Here is a 16,875-nt window from a genome sequence, read left to right as displayed (position 1 = left end):
TACCCTTGCCGCACGACCCGTTGCACTCATCGTTCAGATTTGAAAGACTTGTCCGCGACGGAAGGACCACACCCATGAGCAGCATGCAGTTCGGCATCTTCTCGGTGAGCGACATCACCCAGGATCCGACGACCGGCCGCACGCCCACCGAGCACGAGCGCATCAAGGGCTGGATCGCGATGGCGAAGAAGGCCGAGGAGGTCGGCCTCGACGTCTTCGCCGCGGGCGAGCACCACAACCCGCCGTTCTTCTCGTCGTCGCCGACCACGACCCTCGGCTACATCGCCGCCCAGACCGAGCGCATCATCCTCTCGACCGCGACGACCCTCATCACGACGAACGACCCGGTGAAGATCGCCGAGGACTTCGCGATGCTGCAGCACCTCGCCGACGGCCGCGTCGACCTCACGCTCGGCCGCGGCAACACCGGCCCCGTCTACCCGTGGTTCGGCAAGGACATCCGCGACGGCATCGAGCTCGCGATCGAGAACTACGCGCTGCTGCACAAGCTGTGGCGCGAGCCGGTCGTCAACTGGCAGGGCAAGCACCGCACGCCGCTCACCGGCTACACCTCGACCCCCGCACCGCTCGACGGCGTCGCGCCCTTCGTCTGGCACGGCTCCATCCGCTCGCCGCAGATCGCCGAGCAGGCCGCGTACTACGGCGACGGCTTCTTCCACAACAACATCTTCTGGAACGTCGAGCACACCGAGCGCATGGTCAAGCTCTACCGCTCGCGCTTCGCGCACTACGGCCACGGCGAACCCGAGCAGGCGTTCGTCGGCCTCGGCGGCCAGGTCTTCATGAAGTCGACCGAGCGCGAGGCGAAGGAGCGGTTCCGCCCCTTCTTCGACGTCGCCCCCGTCTACGGCCACGGCCCGAGCCTCGAGGACTTCACCGAGATGACGCCGCTGACCGTCGGCACCCCCGAGCAGGTCATCGAGCGCACGCTCTCGTTCCGCGACTGGGCGGGCGACTACCAGCGCCAGATGTTCCTCATCGACCACGCCGGCCTGCCGCTGACGGAGGTGCTCGAGCAGATCGAGATCCTCGGCACCGAGGTGGTGCCGGTGCTGCGCCGCGAGTTCGACAACGGCCGCCCCGCGAACGTGCCGGATGCACCCACGCACGCCGCCCGCGTCGCCGCCGCCCGCGAGGCGGGCACGCAGCTCGGCGAGCAGGGCAACGCCTGGAAGGAGCAGGGCGCGCGCGACGACCTCGACACCGGCGCCGCCATCGCACGACAGGTGGGTGAGGCATGACGAACCCCCGCATCGCCGTCGTCTCCGCCGGGCTCGGCGAGCCGTCGAGCACGAAGCTGCTCGCCGACCGGCTGCGCGACGCCACGATGACGGCGCTCACGGCGCACGGCCAGCACGCCGAGCCGGTCGACATCGTGCTGCGTCCGCTCGCGCAGGACATCGCGAGCCACATGCTCACGCACAACCCCTCCGAGGCGCTCGACGCCGCCATCAAGGAGGTCGTCGACGCCGAGGCGATCATCGCCGTCACGCCGACGTTCAACATGAGCTACTCGGGGCTGTTCAAGTCGTTCTTCGACGTCATCGAGGAGGGGCAGCTCGCCTCGATCCCGACGGCGCTCGGCGCGACGGGCGGCAGCGCCCGCCACTCGATGGTCATGGACACCGCGATGCGGCCGATGTTCTCCTACCTCAAGGCGCAGGTCGTGCCGACGGGCGTCTTCGCGGCCTCCGAGGACTGGGGCGCCTCCGGCCTCGACCGCCGCATCGCGCGCGAGGGCCAGGAGCTCGCCGACCTCATGGTCGCGATGCCCCGCCGCCGCGAGGCCGACCCCTTCGACGTCGAGGGCGACGCGTTCGTGTCGTTCGAGCAGATGCTGGGGCACGCGTGAGCGAGCGCGATCGCGCGCTGCGGGCGTGGCGGGCCTACTTCGAGGGCTCCCGCCTGCTCGAGAACGAGCTCGAGCGCCGCATGAAGGCGAGCTGCGGCATCGACCTCGGCGACTACAACGTGCTGCTCGTGCTCTCGGAGGCCGAGTCGTCGCGCATGCGCATGGGCGACCTGGCGCGGGCGCTCGCGTTCGCGCCGGGCCGGCTCACCTATCGCGTGGCCGCGCTCGAGCGCGAGGGCCTCGTCGCCCGCGAGCCGAGCACGGCCGACGGCCGGGGCACGGATGCGGTGCTCACGGATGCGGGGCGGTCGCGCCTGCGCCGCACCCGCCCCGTGCATGCGCGGCACATCGACGAGCTCTTCCTCGCGGGCCTCGACGCGGCGCAGGTCGAGATGCTCGACGCCGTCTTCGGGCCGCTGCGCGCGCGCATGCTCGACCGCGCCGACGACGGCGCCGGCGAGCCGTAGGAGCGCGCGGCTCGCCCGGCTGTGGACGGCGCTTCGCGTGTCCCAGCCCGCGCCTGGCACGATGGAGCGATGCTGGAGCAGCGGCTGCTGGAGAAGGCGATCGGGAGCCCCGGTCGCCTGATCTCGGCTGAGCCCTTCGGCGACGGGCGCATCGCGCGCCTCACGGTCGACGACGGACCCGACGCCGGCGAGTGGTTCGTCGACACCTCGCGCCAGGCGGTCGCGAAGGAGACCGGCTTCGTCATCCGCGACGGCGACGGCTCGACCGTCGCGCGCATCTGGAAGCATCCGCTCGACCCGCGGCTGCCGGCGCTGCGCACCGCGCTCGACCCCGACCGGCTGCGGCGCATCGCCGAGTACGGCGGCAGCACGACGGGGCCGATCGAGGCGCGCGTGCTGAGCTACCGCCCGGGCCGACGAGCGGTCGTGCGGATGACGCAGCACGGCCGCCACATGTTCGTGAAGGTCGTGCGGCCCGCGGAGGCCGAGGAGCTCGCGCACATCCATCAGGCGTGCCGCGACGCCGGCGTCCCCGCGCCGCGGGTCGCCCACTGGGCGCCCTCGGGCGTGCTCGTCGTGCGCGACGCGGCCGGCATCCCGGGCCCCCTCGCCGCCGCGACCGTGCCGCCCGAGCGCATCGTCGACGCGGTCGACGCGCTGCGCGAGCAGCTGCTCGGCGTGCGCACCCACCGCATCGCGCGCGCATCCGTCGGCACCCGGCTCGAGTGGCACATCGACCGGCTCGCGGCCGCCCTGCCGGGGCGCGAGCGCGAGCTGCACCACCTGCTCGCGCTGCTGCTGCCGAGCATCCGGCGCGTCGGGCCGCCGCGCGTCATCCACGGCGACCTCCACATCGGCCAGCTGTTCTTCACCGACGAGTCGATCTCGGGCGTGATCGACGTCGACACGACGGGGCTCGGCGACCCGAGCGACGACGCGGCGGCCTTCATCGGCCACGCCACCGCATCCGCCGTGCGCAACGAGACGGCGGGCCGCGCCGGCGACGCCCGCATCCTGCACGCGCTCGGCGAGGCCGCGGCCGACCGCTGGATCCGCGACCGCCACACCGCGGCGCTCGCGTCGCTGCACCTCGTCGGCCACGCGATCCGCGCGGCCGAGCGCAACCTCGAGGGCGCCAACCTCATGCTCGACGAGGCGCTCGACCTGCAGCGCCTCGCGCCGTCGGTGCCGGAGCCTCAGACCAAGCGGTAGCCCATGCCGCGCACGGTCTCGATGCGCTCGGCGCCGAGCTTGTTGCGCAGGTAGCGCACGTAGACGTCGACGACGTTCGAGCCCGGGTCGAAGTCGTAGCCCCACACGCGCGAGAGCAGCTGCTCGCGCGAGAGCACCTGGCCCGCGTGGCGCAGCAGCTCCTCGGCGAGCGCGAACTCGCGGCCCGAGAGGTCGACCTCGCGCCCGTCGACGGTCGCGCGACGCGTGCGGATGTCGAGCTCGAGGCCCTGGTGCGCGAGCGCGGGCGCCGCGGCCGCGCCGTTCGCGTGCGAGGCCATGCGCAGCCGCACGCGCGCGAGCAGCTCGTCGAAGCGGAAGGGCTTGGCCATGTAGTCGTCGGCGCCGCCCTCGAGCCCCGCGACGGTGTCGGCGCCGCCGGCGCGCGCCGTGAGGATGATCACGGGCATCGTCGAGCCCGAGCCGCGCAGCTGCGCGAGCACCTCGAAGCCGTCCATGCCGGGCAGCCCGATGTCGAGCACGAGCAGGTCGAACTCGTCGGTGAGCGCGAGGTCGAGCGCCTCGGGGCCGGTCGTGGCGACGCGCGTGGTGTAGCCGGAGGCGCGCAGGCCCTTCTCGACGAACGACGCGATGCGCGCCTCGTCCTCGGCGATCAGGATCGATGCCATGGCTGCTCCTCGGGGGCGTCGGGCGGATGCGCTGCGGCCGCACCGCCCCCATCCTCCCCTGCGCGGTCGGGCGCGCCGGGCTCCGCCGCGGCGGGTTGCCCGGGGTGCGTCGGCTCGTTCGGCGCCTGCTCGTCGGGCTCCTGGTCGGCCACCGCCTCGTCGGCGACGACCGCGCCCGGCAGCGCGAGCACGAACTCCGCGCCGAGCCCGTCCGGCGGATCGATCACGCTCGCGCGCCCGCCGTGCGTCTGCGCGATGAGCTGCACGATCGAGAGGCCGAGCCCCGAGCCGCCGTCGCCGCGCCCCTCGGCCTCGCCGCGGCGGAAGCGCTCGAAGATGGTCTCGCGCAGGTCCGCCGGCACGCCGGGCCCGCGGTCGCGGACGAAGAGCTCGACGTCGTCGCCGCGCACGCGCGAGCCGATCGCGATCGGCCCCCTCGCGTGCCGCACGGCGTTGGCGACGAGCTGCAGCATCGCCTGCGTGATGCGGTCGGGGTCGAGCCGCGCGGTGACCGCCGCCGTCGGGACGTCGGCTTCGAGGTCGGCGCCGTCGATCGCGCGCGCCTTCGAGGCGATCTGCTCGGTGAGCGCCGCGAGGTCGGTGGGGCGGATCGAGAAGGCGCTCGGGTCGCGCAGCCGCGCGACGGCGCGCAGGTCGTCGACGAGCCGCGCCATCCGGTCGAGCTCGTCGATCGCGAGCTCGCGGGTCGCCTCGACGTCACCGGGGTCGGCCGGGTCGACGACCTCGAGGTGGCCGCGCACGATCGTGAGGGGGGTCTTCAGCTCGTGCCCGACGTCGCGCAGCAGCTCGCGCTGGCTGGCGAGCGCGCCGCCGAGCCGGTCGAGCATGCCGTTGACGGTGACCGCGAGCTGCGAGACGTCGTCGCGCGACTCGCCGACGGGGATGCGCTCGGCGAGGCTCGCGGCCGACGAGCGCTCCGCGACCTCGCGCATCCGCCGGATCGGCCGCAGCAGCCGCCCCGAGACCCAGAGCCCCACGAGGAACGTCACCGCGACGGCGACGATCGCCGTGATCGTGAACACGCGCGCCGCCTCGTTGATCTCGGCGAGCTCGCCCGCGATGTCGTACGCGGTCACGAAGACGGCCGACGACTGCGGCGCGGCATCGCCGCCGTCCCCGAGCAGCACGGGCGCCGCGACGTAGCGCACCGCGCGCCCCTGCTCGTCGACGAACGTGCCCATGACCGTGCGATCGCCGGCGGTCTCGGCGACGACGCGCTCGACGAAGCCCGGCAGCGACTCGAGCTGCAGGTCGGTCGGGATCCCGGGTCGCCAGGCGGCGCGCCCGTCGACGATGCCGAGCGTGCCGGTGTTGTCGTCGGGGGCGAGCCGCTGCACGACCGCGCGCAGCGCCTCCTCGGTCGACGGCCACGGCGACTCCGCGCTCGCGACCGTGAAGCTCGCGCCCTCGAGCGCCGACTCGAGGTTGCGGTCGACCTGCTCGAGCACCCGGGCGCGCTCGACGAGGTAGGCGACGCTGCCGGCGGCGAAGACCGACGCGAGCGTGAGCGCCGTGAGGAGCCCGACGATCCGCGAGCGCACCGTCCAGGTGCGCAGGCGCGGGCGGGAGTCAGGCATGGCCCCATTCAAGCGGCTCGCCCCCCCGCGAGGGCGCGCGTGTGAGAGAATCCTCACCGAGCCCCACCCGCGCCGGTGTGCGCCCGGCGCCCGCATCTGCTGAGATCGTGGGGTGGTGGACGAGACGAGCCCTGCGGGGGTGAGCGCCGAGGAGCAGATGCTGCGCGACGCGCTCGGCGACGACCTGCGGGGCGAGCTGCGCGTGCTGAGCCGCGAGCCCTACGGCTCGGGCTCGCTCACCGGCTTCGAGGAGGCCGCCTCCGCCGACTCGCCTGCGCGCTACTGGTACGTCGACACCTCGGGCAAGGCCGTCGAGGCCGAGACCGGGTTCGTGCTCGGCGACCCCGAGCATCCCGAGGCGCGCATCTGGCTGCACCCCGCCGACCCGCGGCTGCCCGCGCTCGCGCCCGCGAGCTTCCCCGAGGCCGCCGCGACGCTCATGGGCCGCATGGGCGTCGCGATCGACCAGCGGCCCGAGCTGCTCGTCTACCGGCCGGGCAAGCGGGCGATGTTCCGGATGCGCGCGGGCGACCGGGAGACCTACCTCAAGATCGTGCGCCCGACGGCCTCCGCCTCGATCGTGCACCTGCAGGAGTCGCTGCGCGCCGGCGGCGTGCCCGTGCCGCACATCACCGGCTGGTCGGAGCTCGGCATCGTCCTGACCGAGACCGCGGCGGGCGTGCCGGTGACCGCGCGGCTCGACGAGCTCGACCCCGCGCGCCTGCTCGACTCGATCGAGGCGCTCCGCGAGCGGATGGGCGCGGTCGACACGGGGCGGGATGCCCGCGCCTCGCTCGCCGCGCGCCAGGACTGGTACCTCCGCCGCCTCGACGCGGCGCTCGCGCGCTGGGCCGGAGCGGATGCGCCCGCGGGCCTGCGCGCCGACCTCGCGACGCTCACCGACCGCATCGCGTCGGCCGACGCATCCGCCCTCGATCTCGACGACGCCGAGCGCCGCACCGTGCACGGCGACCTGCACATCGGGCAGCTCTTCGTCGCCGCCGACGACCCGAGCGCGGTCTCGGGCGTCATCGACATCGACACGTGCGGCCTCGGCGACCCGGCCGACGACGAGGCGGCGCTCATGGGGCACCTCGTCGCCTCGATCGTGCTCGCCCGGCAGGACCCGGCGCGCGCGGCGGGGTTCCGGCGGCTGCTCGACGCCGCGGCGTCCCGCTGGCTCGCGCCCGGGCGCCCCGGCCGCGAGCGCGTCGCGCACCGCACCGCCGTGCACGTGCTCGCGCACGCGCTCGCCCCGACCGAGCGCGGCGACCTCGCCGGTGCGGCCGCAGAGCTCGCGCTCGGGGTCGCGCTGCTCGAGCGGCAGAGCGCCGCGTGATCGACGCGCGGTGCGCGGATGAGAGATTCCTCATGCGCGCCACTGCCCCGTCTCACCCGCAGGGCGCATGATGGAGGGCATGAAGCGCAGTCAGTGGATCCTGGCCGGCACGGCCGGGGCCCTCAGCATCGCCGTCCTCTCGGCCGGCGCCATGAGCATGGCGAGCGCGCTCCAGGTGCGCGACGCGAGCGGCGCGCCCGTCGCGGGCGCCGAGATCCGCGGCGTCGCGGTGAGCGCGGTCGACGCCGCGATCGGCAAGGCGGGGCAGGCCGACGGCATCGTCGCGCCGACGCCGACCTCGACGCCGACGGCCACCACGCCGGCGGCCGCGAGCGTGCCCGAGCCGGAGCCAGCGCAGGCACCCGCGCCCGCCGACTCGGCGCCGTCGCCGGTGTCGATCGCCTCGCCCGTGTCGGCCGCCTCGAACGACTGATCCGGGCCGGACGCACACCGCTCGGTGTTCGCCACGGGCGAGGCCGGCTGCGGAAGTCGTGAGGTAGACTAACGACATGCCGACCATCACGATCGCCGCCTCCCTCCGGGTCGCGCTCGTGCGCCTGGGCCGCAGGATGCGCCGCGAGCACGGCGACGAGGCCCTCGCGATCCACCACCTCTCGGCGCTCGGCGCGATCCAGCAGCTCGACGAGCCGACCCTCGCCCGCATCGCCGCGTGCGAGGGCGTCAAGCCGCCGAGCATGGTGAAGACGCTCCAGCACCTCGAGTCGCTCGGCTACATCGAGCGCCACCCGCACCCCACCGACGGGCGCATGCAGGTGCTGCGCATCAGCGACAAGGGCGAGGAGATGATCGCCGAGCTCCGCGAGCGCCGCAACCGCGCGCTCGCAGCAGCGATCGACGAGCTCACGCCTGAGGAGCGGGACGTGCTCGAGCGCGCCATCCCGATCCTCGGGAGGCTCGCCGAGCGATGATGTTCCGCAGCCTCAAGCGCTTCAACTACCGCACCTGGTTCACCGGTGCCCTCATCTCCAACGTCGGCGCGTGGATGCAGTCGACCGCGCTGTCGTGGACGGTGCTCACCGTCCTGACGGCGAACGACGCGACCGCCGTCGGCCTCAACATGGCGCTGCAGTTCGCGCCCCAGCTGCTGCTCGTGCCGGTGTCCGGCCTCATCGCCGACAAGTACGACCGCCGCAAGGTGCTGCTCGTGACGCAGTCGACGATGGGCGTGCTCGCGCTCGTGCTGGGCATCGTCGTCACGACCGGCGTCGTCGAGCTGTGGCACGTGCAGCTGTTCGCCCTCGCGTTCGGCATCGTGCAGGCCTTCGACATGCCCGCGCGGCAGGCGTTCGTCTCCGAGCTCGTCGGGCAGGACGACATCGCGAACGCGGTCGCGCTCAACTCCGCGTCGTTCCACGGCGCGCGCCTGCTGGGCCCCGCCGTCGCGGGCGTGCTCATCGCGCTCGTGCAGCCCGGGCCCGTCTTCCTCATCAACGCCGTGACGTTCATCGCCATGCTCGTCGCGCTCATGCGCATCCGCACCGCAGAGCTCGTGCCGAGCCCGCGCGGCGCCAAGGGCCTCGGCGACATCGTGCAGGGCTTCCGCTACGTGAAGAAGCGCCACGACCTGCTCGTGATCTTCGTCATGGCGTTCATCCTCGGCACGTTCGGGCTCAACTTCCCCATCTACATCTCGACGATGACGGCGACCGAGTTCCGCGCCGACGCCGACACGTTCGGCGTGCTCTCGAGCGCGATGGCGATCGGCTCGGTCACGGGCGCGCTGCTCTCGGCCCGCTCGGCGCGCCCGCGCTGGACGGTCGTGATCGGCGGCATCGGCGCGTTCGCGATCGCGTGCACCTTCGCGGCGTGGGTGCCGAGCATCTGGCTCTTCGGCGCGGCGCTCGCGGTCGCGGGGTTCACCGCGCAGCTGTTCATGACGAACGCCAACTCGATGGTCCAGCTCACCTCGGCGCCCGAGGTGCGCGGCCGCGTCATGGCGCTCTACGGCGCCGTCTTCATGGGCGGCACGCCGATCGGCGCGCCGATCGTCGGCTGGGTCGCGGATGCCTTCGGCCCGCGCTGGGGCATCATGGTCGCCGCGTTCACGTGCCTCGCGGCCTTCGCGATCGGCGCCGTCTACTTCGCGCGGGTGCGCCGCGACGACCGCATGAGCCGCACGGGCACGCTCACGCTCCCGCCGCCCACGGAGTCGATCGACGTCGTCAAGTGATGATGCGGAATGGGCAGTTCTGCCCGTAGGCAGGATGCCGGGCGCTCCATAGCCTCCTGAGAGCGTCGGCGCAGCAGCGCGCCGGCGACGCAGCAGCGAGGAGTCACGATGCCCGACGCACCCCACGGCCCCGACCTCGGCGCCGGCGCGCACGGCGCCCACGATCACCACCGGCACGGCCACAGTGCCGGGGGCCACGGTCCCGGCGGCCACGGTCCCGATGCGCTCGGCGGCCACGGTCCCGACCCGCTCGAACCCGGCGCCGCATCCGCCGCCGAGCGCGCGAGCGAGGGGCGCCTCTCGCGCCGCATGCTCTTCGGCGGGATGCTCGGGGTCGCCGGCGCGTTCGCGCTCGCGGGCGGGGGTGCGGCGTCGCCGGCGCTCGCGGCGGTGTCGCGGCCGTCGATCATCTCGTGCGCGAGCTGGGGCGCGGCAGCCGCGCGGAGCGCGATCTCGATGAGCTCGACGCCGCAGCGCATCGTCGTGCACCACACGGCCTCGTCGAACGGCACGGGCACGACGCTCGCGGCGGCGCACTCGATCGCGCGCAACATCCAGCAGTGGCACTTCGCGCGCGGCTGGCCCGACACCGGGCAGCACTTCACCGTCGCGCGCGGCGGCTACATCCTCGAGGGTCGCCACCGGACGCTCGAGGGGCTCGCGACCGGGCGCAGCTTCCCGATCGGCGCGCACGTCGCGGGCTACAACTCCACCTCGCTCGGCATCGAGACCGAGGGCACCTTCACGTCGGTGCAGCCCACGAGCGCGCAGTGGTCGTCGCTCGTGTCGCTGTGCGCCTACCTCTGCCAGACCTACGGCATCGCGCCGAGCTCGATCGTCGGCCACCGCAACCTCGGCTCGACGCTCTGCCCCGGCGACCTGCTCTACGCGCGCCTCGGCGAGCTGCGGAACGCGGTCGCCGCGCGGCTCGGCGGCGGGGGCGGCGGCGTCGACACCAGCCGGCCGTGGCCGAACCTGCGCCGCGGGGCGACGGGCTTCCGCGTGACGGCCGCCCAGCGGCTCCTCCGGCACTCGGGGCGCTCGATCACGATCGACGGCTCGTTCGGGCCGGCGACCGAGTCGGTCGTCATCGCCTTCCAGCGCGCGAAGGGCATCGTCGCCGACGGCGTCATCGGGCCGCAGACCTGGGAGTCGCCGCTCGCCGTCACGCTGCAGCAGGGCGCGAGCGGCGCCGCGGTGCAGGCCCTGCAAGGCGCGCTCTCGGCGCGCGGCCACTCGCTCGTCGTCGACGGCTCGTTCGGTCCCGCGACGCTCTCGGCCGTCCGGGCCTACCAGTCGTCGCGCGGGCTCGCGGTCGACGGATCGGTCGGCCCCGTCACCTGGGCGCACCTGCTGCGCTGACGCCGGCGCGCGCTCGATCGGGCAGAGCGGCCACCCGGCGTCGCCGGCGCGGATGGCGGTGCGCCCAGCCCGATCGAGCGCACCGGCACCGCTGGCGCTCGCCGGGGCGGTGGCCGAGGAGGCAGCCGGCCGTTGCTCGCGCATGGGTTGCCCATGGGCGGCGCATCGGCCGCTCCAGAGCCCGGCCGCGTAGCCTCGCGCCACGGCCCGCCGCGGCGGGCGAGCTGGGCAGCGAGGAGGCACGGATGCGCACGGTCGAGTCGGTGTGGGACTACCCGCGGCCGCCACGGGTGGAGGCGAGCGACGAGCACGTGCGCATCGTGCTCGGCGGCGAGGTGATCGTCGAGACGCGCGAGGCGCTGCGCGTGCTCGAGACGAGCCATCCGCCCACCTACTACCTGCCGCGCGAGGCGTTCCGCGAGGGCGCGCTGGCACCGGGCGGCGGCGCGAGCGCGTGCGAGTGGAAGGGCGCGGCGAGCTACTTCGACGTCACGGGCGGCGGCACGACCGAGCCGCGCGCCGCGTGGCACTACCCGAGCCCGCTGCCGGGCTTCGAGTCGCTCGCCGGGCACGTCGCCGTCTACGCCGGCCGCATGGACCTCGTCGAGGTCGACGGCGAGCGGGTCGAGCCGCAGCCCGGCCGCTTCTACGGCGGCTGGATCACCTCGCGCGTGCGCGGCCCGTTCAAGGGCGCGCCGGGCACCATGGGCTGGTGACCCCGCGCGCTGGTCCCGCGCGCTACTCCTTGTGCCCGAGCTTGATCGCCTCGACGACGAGCCGCACGATGAGCACCACGAGGAACGCGCCGAAGATGATGGATGCGGTCTGCGGGTCGAGCGCGACGGCCGCGGCCGCGCCGAGGGCCGTCGTGACGCACGCGGCGAGGCCGACGATGAGGGCGGCGACGAGGTCGACGTTCTTGCGGCGCAGGTTGCCGATCGTGCCCGAGATCGCGGTGGGGATCATCATCGCGAGCGACGTGCCCTTGGCCGCGACGTCGCCGAGGCCGAAGAGCAGGATGAGCATCGGCACGATCACGATGCCGCCTCCGACGCCGAGGATGCCCGAGAGCACGCCGGTGACGAAGCCGAGCACCACGAGGCCGATGATGGGCAGCACGTCGAGCTCGAGCTCGGCGTCGCGCGAGGGCACGATGAGGAACAGGCTCACGGCGACGGCGGCGAGGAAGACGATGAACGCCCAGCGGATCGCCTGCACCGGCAGCTTGTGCAGCAGGTGCGCGCCGACCTGCGCGCCGGCGACCGAGCCCACGACGAGGATGAGCGCGACGAGCCAGTCGACGTTGCCGAGCGCGGCGTAGCTCGCGACGCCCACGAGCGCGGCCGGCACGATCGCGCCGAGCGAGGTGCCGGCGGCGAGGCGGCGCGGGAACTTCGCGAGCAGCACGAGCAGCGGCACGATCACGATGCCGCCGCCGATGCCGAACATGCCCGAGAGGAAGCCCGAGAGCAGTCCGATCCCGACGAGGGCGAAGATCGGTCGGCGGCGCTCGGTCTCGGTCTCGTCGGTCACGCCCTCCATCCTGCCGTGCCCCGGCGCATCCGCCCGACGCGGGCGCCGCGAGGCGCCGTGCCGCCCGTCAGCGCGCCGTGACCTTGCCGAAGAGGCTCGCGATGGGGCTGAGGATCGCCGGCCGGGCCGCCGCCATCGCCGCCCCGACGACGAGCATGGCGCCGGCGAAGAAGGCGAAGCCGACCCAGTCGTCGTCCGCCTTCGCGGCGAACATGTGGTTGAGGTTGCGCAGCGCCCCCGTCGTGAACACGAGCAGCACGTGCACGACGATGAAGGCGACGAAGTAGAGCATCGTCGGGAAGTGCACGGCGCGCGCCCACTCGATCGGGTAGGCGCGATCGAGGCGCTCGTTGCCGCGGGGCCACCAGCCGCTCATGCGCACGCCCGTGACGATCGCGAGCGGCGCGGCGACGAAGACCGTCACGAAGTAGGCGAGCTGCTGCAGGGCGTTGTAGTTGACCCAGCCGTCCTCGAGCGGCCAGTCGAGCGACGCGTACTGCAGGCCGGCCGAGATCGCGTGCGGGAAGACCTCCCAGCTCGTCGGCACGATGCGCATCCACTGGCCGGTCGCGAAGAGCAGGATGACGAACACGAGGCCGTTGACGACCCACAGCACGTCGAGGCTCGTGTGGAGCCAGACGGTGATGGATGCCTTGTGGCCGGTGCGCTTCGACGTCACGTAGGCGGCGGGCTTGCGCTCGCGCCGCACCTGGAGGCCCGAGCGGATGATGAGGGCGATGAGCAGCAGGTTGAAGAAGTGCGACCAGTTGAGCCACACCGGCAGGCCGACGGGCGCGCCCTCGGGCAGCGGGTAGGTGCCGGGATACTGCGCGATGAACGCGGCGACCGGCTCGAGCCCGATGAGCCAGCGCACGGCCGCGACGACGATGGTCGCGAGGCCCACGGCGGCGAGCGCGAGCACCGCGCCGACCCCGACCCACTGCTTGAGGCTCGTCGGGCGGAGGCTCGCGGCTGACGCCGCCTCGGCCGCGGGGGCCGGCGCTTCCCTCGTCGGTCGAGGAGCGCGCGCCGCAGGCGCACGCGTCTCGAGACCCGCCGCCTCCTCCGCTGATCGAGCAGGCGCCGCAGGCGCCGTATCGAGACCATCCGCTGCAGCCGGCGCTTCAGCAGCGGTCTCGTGACGCGTGCCGGCTCCGCCGGCGCGATCCTCGACCGACGCTGCTGCGGCAGCCGCCGCGGGCGCCGCCTCTTCCTCCGCCGGTCGAGTAGGCGCCGCAGGCGCCGTATCGAGACCATCCGCTGCGGCAGGCGCCACTTCCTCCGCCGGTCGAGGAGCGCGCGCCGCAGGCGCACGCGTCTCGAGACCCGCCGCTGCCGGCGCGACTCCGGCCGGCGGCCACGGCTCACCGCCGGGCACGCGCGGGAGCCCTCGGCGCAGCTGCTGTCCGGAGACCGGTACCGGATGGTCGTCCGACACCTCGGCGCGCGGCATCTCGGTACCGCTCTGCGCGGACACGGCCCCGGTCGGGGCGTCGGGCTCGGGCACCGACGTGGCGGGGGGCGCGGTCGCCGGGGCCGACGCCGCTGCGCTCGCCGCCTCCTCCGCCGGTCGAGGAGCGGGCTCCGCAGGCGCACGCGTCTCGAGACCGACCGCTGCCGCGGGCGCGACGCCTGCGGGCGGCCACGGCTCGCCGCCGGGCACGCGCGGGAGTCCACGGCGGATGGCCTGGCGGCTCGCGCGGGCGGCATCGGTCGGCGGCTCGCTGACCGTGGGGGTCTCGTGACGCGAGTCGGCTCCGCCGACGCGCTCCTCGACCGGCGAGGGAGCGACCGACGAAGGAGCGACCGAAGGGGCGGCGGTCTCGTGACGCGTGCCGGCTTCGCCGACGGGCTCCTCGACCGACGAGGGAGCGACCGACGAAGGGGCGACGGGCGAAGGGGCGACCGGCGAGGGGGCGACCTGGGAGGGGGCGGGCGCGGCGCCCGCCGGCGGCCAGGGCTCGCCGCCGGGCGTGCGCGGCAGGCCGCGCCGCAGCGCGACCGTCGGGCTCGCGCCCGCGCCCTCCCCCGCGACCACCGCTACGCCTTCCGCGCCTCGAGCGCCGCGATCACCTGCGGCACGATCGTGAACAGGTCGCCCACGACGCCGAGGTCGGCGATCTCGAAGATCGGGGCGTTCGCATCCTTGTCGATCGCGACGATCGTCTTCGCCGTCTGCATGCCGGCGCGGTGCTGGATGGCGCCCGAGATGCCGAGCGCGAGGTAGAGCTCCGGCGAGACCGACGTGCCCGTCTGCCCCACCTGCAGCGTCGGCTCGACGTAGCCGGCGTCGACGGCCGCGCGCGAGGCGCCGACCGCGGCACCGAGCGCGTCGGCGAGCTGCTCGACGAGCGCGAACTGCTCCTTCGAGCCGAGCCCGCGGCCGCCCGAGACGATCTTCTTCGCCGAGCGCAGGTCGGGCCTCGCCGAGACCTGCTGCACGGCCTCGACGGCTTCGACGGCCGCAGCCGGCCGGCCGGATGCGGGCACCTCGAGCTCGGTGGCGGCGAGCGGTGCCGCTTCGGCGCGCGCGTCGACCGCGCCGAGGCGCAGCGTCACGAACAGCGGCCCGTAGGTCGCGGCCGACGTCACGTCGTACGCGCCGCCGTAGACGGAGTGCCGCGCGACGATGCCCTCGTCGTCGCGCTCGACCCCGACGGCGTCGGCGGCGAGCGGCGCGCGCAGCCGCACGGCCGCGCGACCGGCCGCATCCGCGCCCTCGATCGTGTTCGGCACGAGCACGGCGGCCGGCTGCACCTGGGCCACCGCGGCCACGAGCGCGTCGGCGGCGGGCACGCCGAGCTGCGCGGTGTCGAGCGCGGCGGTGAGCACCTGCGTCGCGCCGAGCTCCGCTGCGCGCTCGGCGAGCGTCGGCAGCGCGTCGGCGGGCCCGGCGACGAGCGCGACGGGCGTGCCGATCTGCGCAGCGGCGCCGAGCGCCTCGGCCGCGCCGTCGGCGAGGGCCGGGTCTGCGCCGTCGGCGACGGCGGGCGCCGCGAGCAGCAGCGCGAGGACGGGGGTCTGGGTCTCGCTCACGATGCTCCTCACACCAGCCTGCGGTCGGCGAGGAACGCGACGATGCGCTCGGCCGCGTCGCCCTCGTCGGTGATGATCTCGCCCGCCGCGCGCGGGGGCCGCTGCGCGACCGCCGTCATGATCGAGCGGGGTGCGGCGGTCTCGTCGGCGTCGACCTCGAGGTCGTCGAGCGTCAGCACCTCGAGCGGCTTCTTCTTCGCGCCCATGATGCCGCGCAGCGCCGGGAAGCGCGGGTCGGGGAAGGTCTCGGTGACCGAGACGATCGCCGGCAGCGGGGCGGCGACCGTCATCGCGCCGCCGTCGGTCGCGCGCGTGCCGCGCACCGCATCCGCCGTGATCTCCATCGTCTCGAGCCGGGTCGCGAGCGGCAGCTCGAGCAGCTCGGCGAGCATCGCCGGGATGACGCCGCCCGTGCCGTCGGTCGAGCCGTTGCCGGTGACGATGAGGTCGAAGCCCATGCGGCGCAGCGCTGCGGCGAGCACCTCGGCGGTACGCACGTAGTCGGCGCCCGCGAGCCGCTCGTCGGCGACGTGCACGGCCGACGCCGCACCCATCGCGAGCGCCTTCCGCAGCGACGCCTGCGCGTCGCCGGGCGCCATCGTGAGCGCGACGACCTCGACGCCCTCGGTGCTCTCGGCGTGCTTGATCGCCGCCTCGAGCGCGCGCTCGGTGATCTCGTCGAGCACGGTCTCGCTCGCGGCGCGGTCGGCGAGGCCGGTCTCGAGGCTCAGCGCCCGCTCGCCGTAGGTGTCGGGCACGGGCTTGACGAGCACGACGATCTTCATCGCGGCGCTCCCTTCGTCGTCGGGGCGGGCTCCATCGCCTGGGCTACGGTGAATCGGTACGAGGAGGATGCCATGAGCGCCAGGACCTCGGGGGAGCGCCCGATGCCCATCGACCCGATCGCCGAGGCGCGGCGCCAGTGGCTCGAGCACGGCTGGGCGGATGCGGCGCCGGGCATGACGCTCGTCACGTCGGTCAACCGCGCGCAGCAGCTGCTCGAGGCGCGCGTCGAGGCGGTGCTGCGGCCCTTCGCGCTGTCGTTCGCGCGGTTCGAGGTGCTGCGGCTGCTCGCGTTCACGCGCGAGGGGCGGATGCCGATGCAATCGGCCGTGCGGCGCCTGCAGGTGCACCCGACGAGCGTGACGAGCACGGTCGACCGGCTCGTGCGCGCGGGGCTCGTCGAGCGCGAGCCGCACCCGACCGACGGCCGCGCGACGGTGCTCGCGATCACGGATGCGGGGCGTGCGCTCGTCGAGCGGGCCACGGCCGCGCTCAACGACGAGGCCTTCACGGCGACGGGGCTCGAGGAGGAGGAGCTCGCCGAGCTCGTGCGCATCATCGCGCTGCTGCGGAAGCGCTCGGGGGACTTCGAGGATCCGCGGCCGGTGCCGGAGCCGTTGTAGCCGGAGCCGTTGCAGCTTCCGTCGGTCGGGGAGGCTGCGGTGCTCAGCGCCGCTGCCGTCACGAGACCCGCCTCTCGGGCGAGCTGGTGGTCTCGTGACGCGAGCGGCCTACGGCCGCGCGCTCCTCGACCGGCGGGGTGGGGGCCGCGCGCCGCGTGGTCTCGTGACGCGAGCGGCCTCAGGCCGCGCGCTCCTCGACCGGCGAGGTGGG

The 16,875-nt window shown here is 74.5% G+C and carries 17 protein-coding genes; 11 read left to right on the top strand and 6 right to left on the bottom strand.

What is annotated here, in order from left to right; genetic code table 11:
- Positions 1-83: 83 nt before the first annotated feature.
- The 4 genes from BLT67_RS08710 to BLT67_RS08695 all read left to right on the top strand — a co-directional run bounded on the left by BLT67_RS08710 (position 84) and on the right by BLT67_RS08695 (position 3,552).
- A complete protein-coding gene (locus BLT67_RS08710) occupies positions 84-1,262 on the top strand; it encodes an LLM class flavin-dependent oxidoreductase (RefSeq protein ID WP_092667597.1) in 1,179 nt (392 codons plus the stop codon).
- Positions 1,259-1,873 (top strand): FMN reductase, encoded by a 615-nt coding sequence (locus tag BLT67_RS08705; RefSeq protein ID WP_092666657.1) that lies wholly within the window; start codon positions 1,259-1,261, stop codon positions 1,871-1,873. Before BLT67_RS08710 ends, BLT67_RS08705 begins: the two co-directional genes overlap by 4 nt.
- Positions 1,870-2,340, top strand: a complete 471-nt coding sequence (locus BLT67_RS08700; RefSeq protein ID WP_092666656.1) for a MarR family winged helix-turn-helix transcriptional regulator — start codon at positions 1,870-1,872, stop codon at positions 2,338-2,340. Before BLT67_RS08705 ends, BLT67_RS08700 begins: the two co-directional genes overlap by 4 nt.
- Positions 2,341-2,409: 69 nt before the next feature.
- Entirely contained in the window at positions 2,410-3,552 is a 1,143-nt protein-coding gene (locus BLT67_RS08695) for an aminoglycoside phosphotransferase family protein (protein ID WP_092666655.1), read from the top strand.
- Here the strand turns inward: BLT67_RS08695 and BLT67_RS08690 are convergent.
- On the bottom strand, positions 3,537-4,199 hold the full coding sequence (locus BLT67_RS08690; RefSeq protein WP_092666654.1) for a response regulator transcription factor: 663 nt from the start codon (positions 4,197-4,199) through the stop codon (positions 3,537-3,539). The genes BLT67_RS08695 and BLT67_RS08690 overlap by 16 nt on opposite strands.
- On the bottom strand, positions 4,184-5,797 hold the full coding sequence (locus BLT67_RS08685; protein ID WP_157674294.1) for a sensor histidine kinase: 1,614 nt from the start codon (positions 5,795-5,797) through the stop codon (positions 4,184-4,186). Before BLT67_RS08685 ends, BLT67_RS08690 begins: the two co-directional genes overlap by 16 nt.
- 115 nt (positions 5,798-5,912) lie before the next feature.
- On the opposite strand from BLT67_RS08685, the gene BLT67_RS08680 reads away from it, so the two are divergent.
- From BLT67_RS08680 to BLT67_RS08655, 6 genes are all read left to right on the top strand, one after another.
- Entirely contained in the window at positions 5,913-7,136 is a 1,224-nt protein-coding gene (locus BLT67_RS08680; RefSeq protein WP_092666652.1) for a phosphotransferase family protein, read from the top strand.
- Positions 7,137-7,215: 79 nt separating this feature from the next.
- Positions 7,216-7,569, top strand: a complete 354-nt coding sequence (locus tag BLT67_RS08675; RefSeq protein WP_092666651.1) for a hypothetical protein — start codon at positions 7,216-7,218, stop codon at positions 7,567-7,569.
- Positions 7,570-7,645: 76 nt separating this feature from the next.
- Positions 7,646-8,065, top strand: a complete 420-nt coding sequence (locus BLT67_RS08670; RefSeq protein WP_092666650.1) for a MarR family winged helix-turn-helix transcriptional regulator — start codon at positions 7,646-7,648, stop codon at positions 8,063-8,065.
- Positions 8,062-9,327, top strand: coding sequence for an MFS transporter (locus BLT67_RS08665; RefSeq protein WP_092666649.1), 1,266 nt, complete (start codon positions 8,062-8,064; stop codon positions 9,325-9,327). The genes BLT67_RS08670 and BLT67_RS08665 overlap by 4 nt, the downstream gene beginning before the upstream one ends.
- A 108-nt stretch (positions 9,328-9,435) precedes the next feature.
- On the top strand, positions 9,436-10,689 hold the full coding sequence (locus BLT67_RS08660) for a peptidoglycan recognition protein family protein (RefSeq protein WP_231945453.1): 1,254 nt from the start codon (positions 9,436-9,438) through the stop codon (positions 10,687-10,689).
- A 245-nt stretch (positions 10,690-10,934) separates the two neighbouring features.
- Positions 10,935-11,405, top strand: a complete 471-nt coding sequence (locus tag BLT67_RS08655) for a DUF427 domain-containing protein (RefSeq protein WP_092666648.1) — start codon at positions 10,935-10,937, stop codon at positions 11,403-11,405.
- Between the two features lie 22 nt (positions 11,406-11,427).
- Here the strand turns inward: BLT67_RS08655 and BLT67_RS08650 are convergent, their stop codons facing one another.
- From BLT67_RS08650 to BLT67_RS08635, 4 genes are all read right to left on the bottom strand, one after another.
- Positions 11,428-12,231, bottom strand: coding sequence for a sulfite exporter TauE/SafE family protein (locus tag BLT67_RS08650; RefSeq protein WP_092666647.1), 804 nt, complete (start codon positions 12,229-12,231; stop codon positions 11,428-11,430).
- 58 nt (positions 12,232-12,289) lie between these two features.
- On the bottom strand, positions 12,290-13,144 hold the full coding sequence (locus BLT67_RS13730; protein ID WP_231945451.1) for a cytochrome b/b6 domain-containing protein: 855 nt from the start codon (positions 13,142-13,144) through the stop codon (positions 12,290-12,292).
- 1,118 nt (positions 13,145-14,262) lie between these two features.
- Positions 14,263-15,258: an electron transfer flavoprotein subunit alpha/FixB family protein gene (locus tag BLT67_RS08640; RefSeq protein WP_092667594.1), complete on the bottom strand. Its 996-nt coding sequence runs from the start codon at positions 15,256-15,258 to the stop codon at positions 14,263-14,265.
- Between the two features lie 8 nt (positions 15,259-15,266).
- Positions 15,267-16,043: an electron transfer flavoprotein subunit beta/FixA family protein gene (locus BLT67_RS08635; RefSeq protein ID WP_092666646.1), complete on the bottom strand. Its 777-nt coding sequence runs from the start codon at positions 16,041-16,043 to the stop codon at positions 15,267-15,269.
- A gap of 72 nt (positions 16,044-16,115) precedes the next feature.
- Here BLT67_RS08635 and BLT67_RS08630 point away from each other — a divergent pair, with 72 nt between their 5' ends.
- Positions 16,116-16,664: a MarR family winged helix-turn-helix transcriptional regulator gene (locus tag BLT67_RS08630; protein WP_092666645.1), complete on the top strand. Its 549-nt coding sequence runs from the start codon at positions 16,116-16,118 to the stop codon at positions 16,662-16,664.
- Positions 16,665-16,875: the final 211 nt, after the last annotated feature.

It is taken from the genome of Agrococcus carbonis, assembly GCF_900104705.1.
In the GTDB taxonomy this organism is placed as follows: domain Bacteria; phylum Actinomycetota; class Actinomycetes; order Actinomycetales; family Microbacteriaceae; genus Agrococcus; species Agrococcus carbonis.
Note: the sequence above shows the minus strand (reverse complement) of the source record. Positions and strands in the feature narration are given on the sequence as shown.

Excerpts from the sequence above, each read along its gene's own strand:
- BLT67_RS08685 (WP_157674294.1), bottom strand. The coding sequence starts at position 5,797 with ATGCCTGACTCCCGCCCGCGCCTGCGCACCTGGACGGTGCGCTCGCGG.
- BLT67_RS08665 (WP_092666649.1), top strand. The coding sequence starts at position 8,062 with ATGATGTTCCGCAGCCTCAAGCGCTTCAACTACCGCACCTGGTTCACC.
- BLT67_RS08710 (WP_092667597.1), top strand. The coding sequence starts at position 84 with ATGCAGTTCGGCATCTTCTCGGTGAGCGACATCACCCAGGATCCGACG.
- BLT67_RS08660 (WP_231945453.1), top strand. The coding sequence starts at position 9,436 with ATGCCCGACGCACCCCACGGCCCCGACCTCGGCGCCGGCGCGCACGGC.
- BLT67_RS08650 (WP_092666647.1), bottom strand. The coding sequence starts at position 12,231 with ATGGAGGGCGTGACCGACGAGACCGAGACCGAGCGCCGCCGACCGATC.
- BLT67_RS08670 (WP_092666650.1), top strand. The coding sequence starts at position 7,646 with ATGCCGACCATCACGATCGCCGCCTCCCTCCGGGTCGCGCTCGTGCGC.
- BLT67_RS08635 (WP_092666646.1), bottom strand. The coding sequence starts at position 16,043 with ATGAAGATCGTCGTGCTCGTCAAGCCCGTGCCCGACACCTACGGCGAG.
- BLT67_RS08655 (WP_092666648.1), top strand. The coding sequence starts at position 10,935 with ATGCGCACGGTCGAGTCGGTGTGGGACTACCCGCGGCCGCCACGGGTG.
- BLT67_RS08630 (WP_092666645.1), top strand. The coding sequence starts at position 16,116 with ATGAGCGCCAGGACCTCGGGGGAGCGCCCGATGCCCATCGACCCGATC.
- BLT67_RS08690 (WP_092666654.1), bottom strand. The coding sequence starts at position 4,199 with ATGGCATCGATCCTGATCGCCGAGGACGAGGCGCGCATCGCGTCGTTC.
- BLT67_RS08675 (WP_092666651.1), top strand. The coding sequence starts at position 7,216 with ATGAAGCGCAGTCAGTGGATCCTGGCCGGCACGGCCGGGGCCCTCAGC.
- BLT67_RS08695 (WP_092666655.1), top strand. The coding sequence starts at position 2,410 with ATGCTGGAGCAGCGGCTGCTGGAGAAGGCGATCGGGAGCCCCGGTCGC.
- BLT67_RS08705 (WP_092666657.1), top strand. The coding sequence starts at position 1,259 with ATGACGAACCCCCGCATCGCCGTCGTCTCCGCCGGGCTCGGCGAGCCG.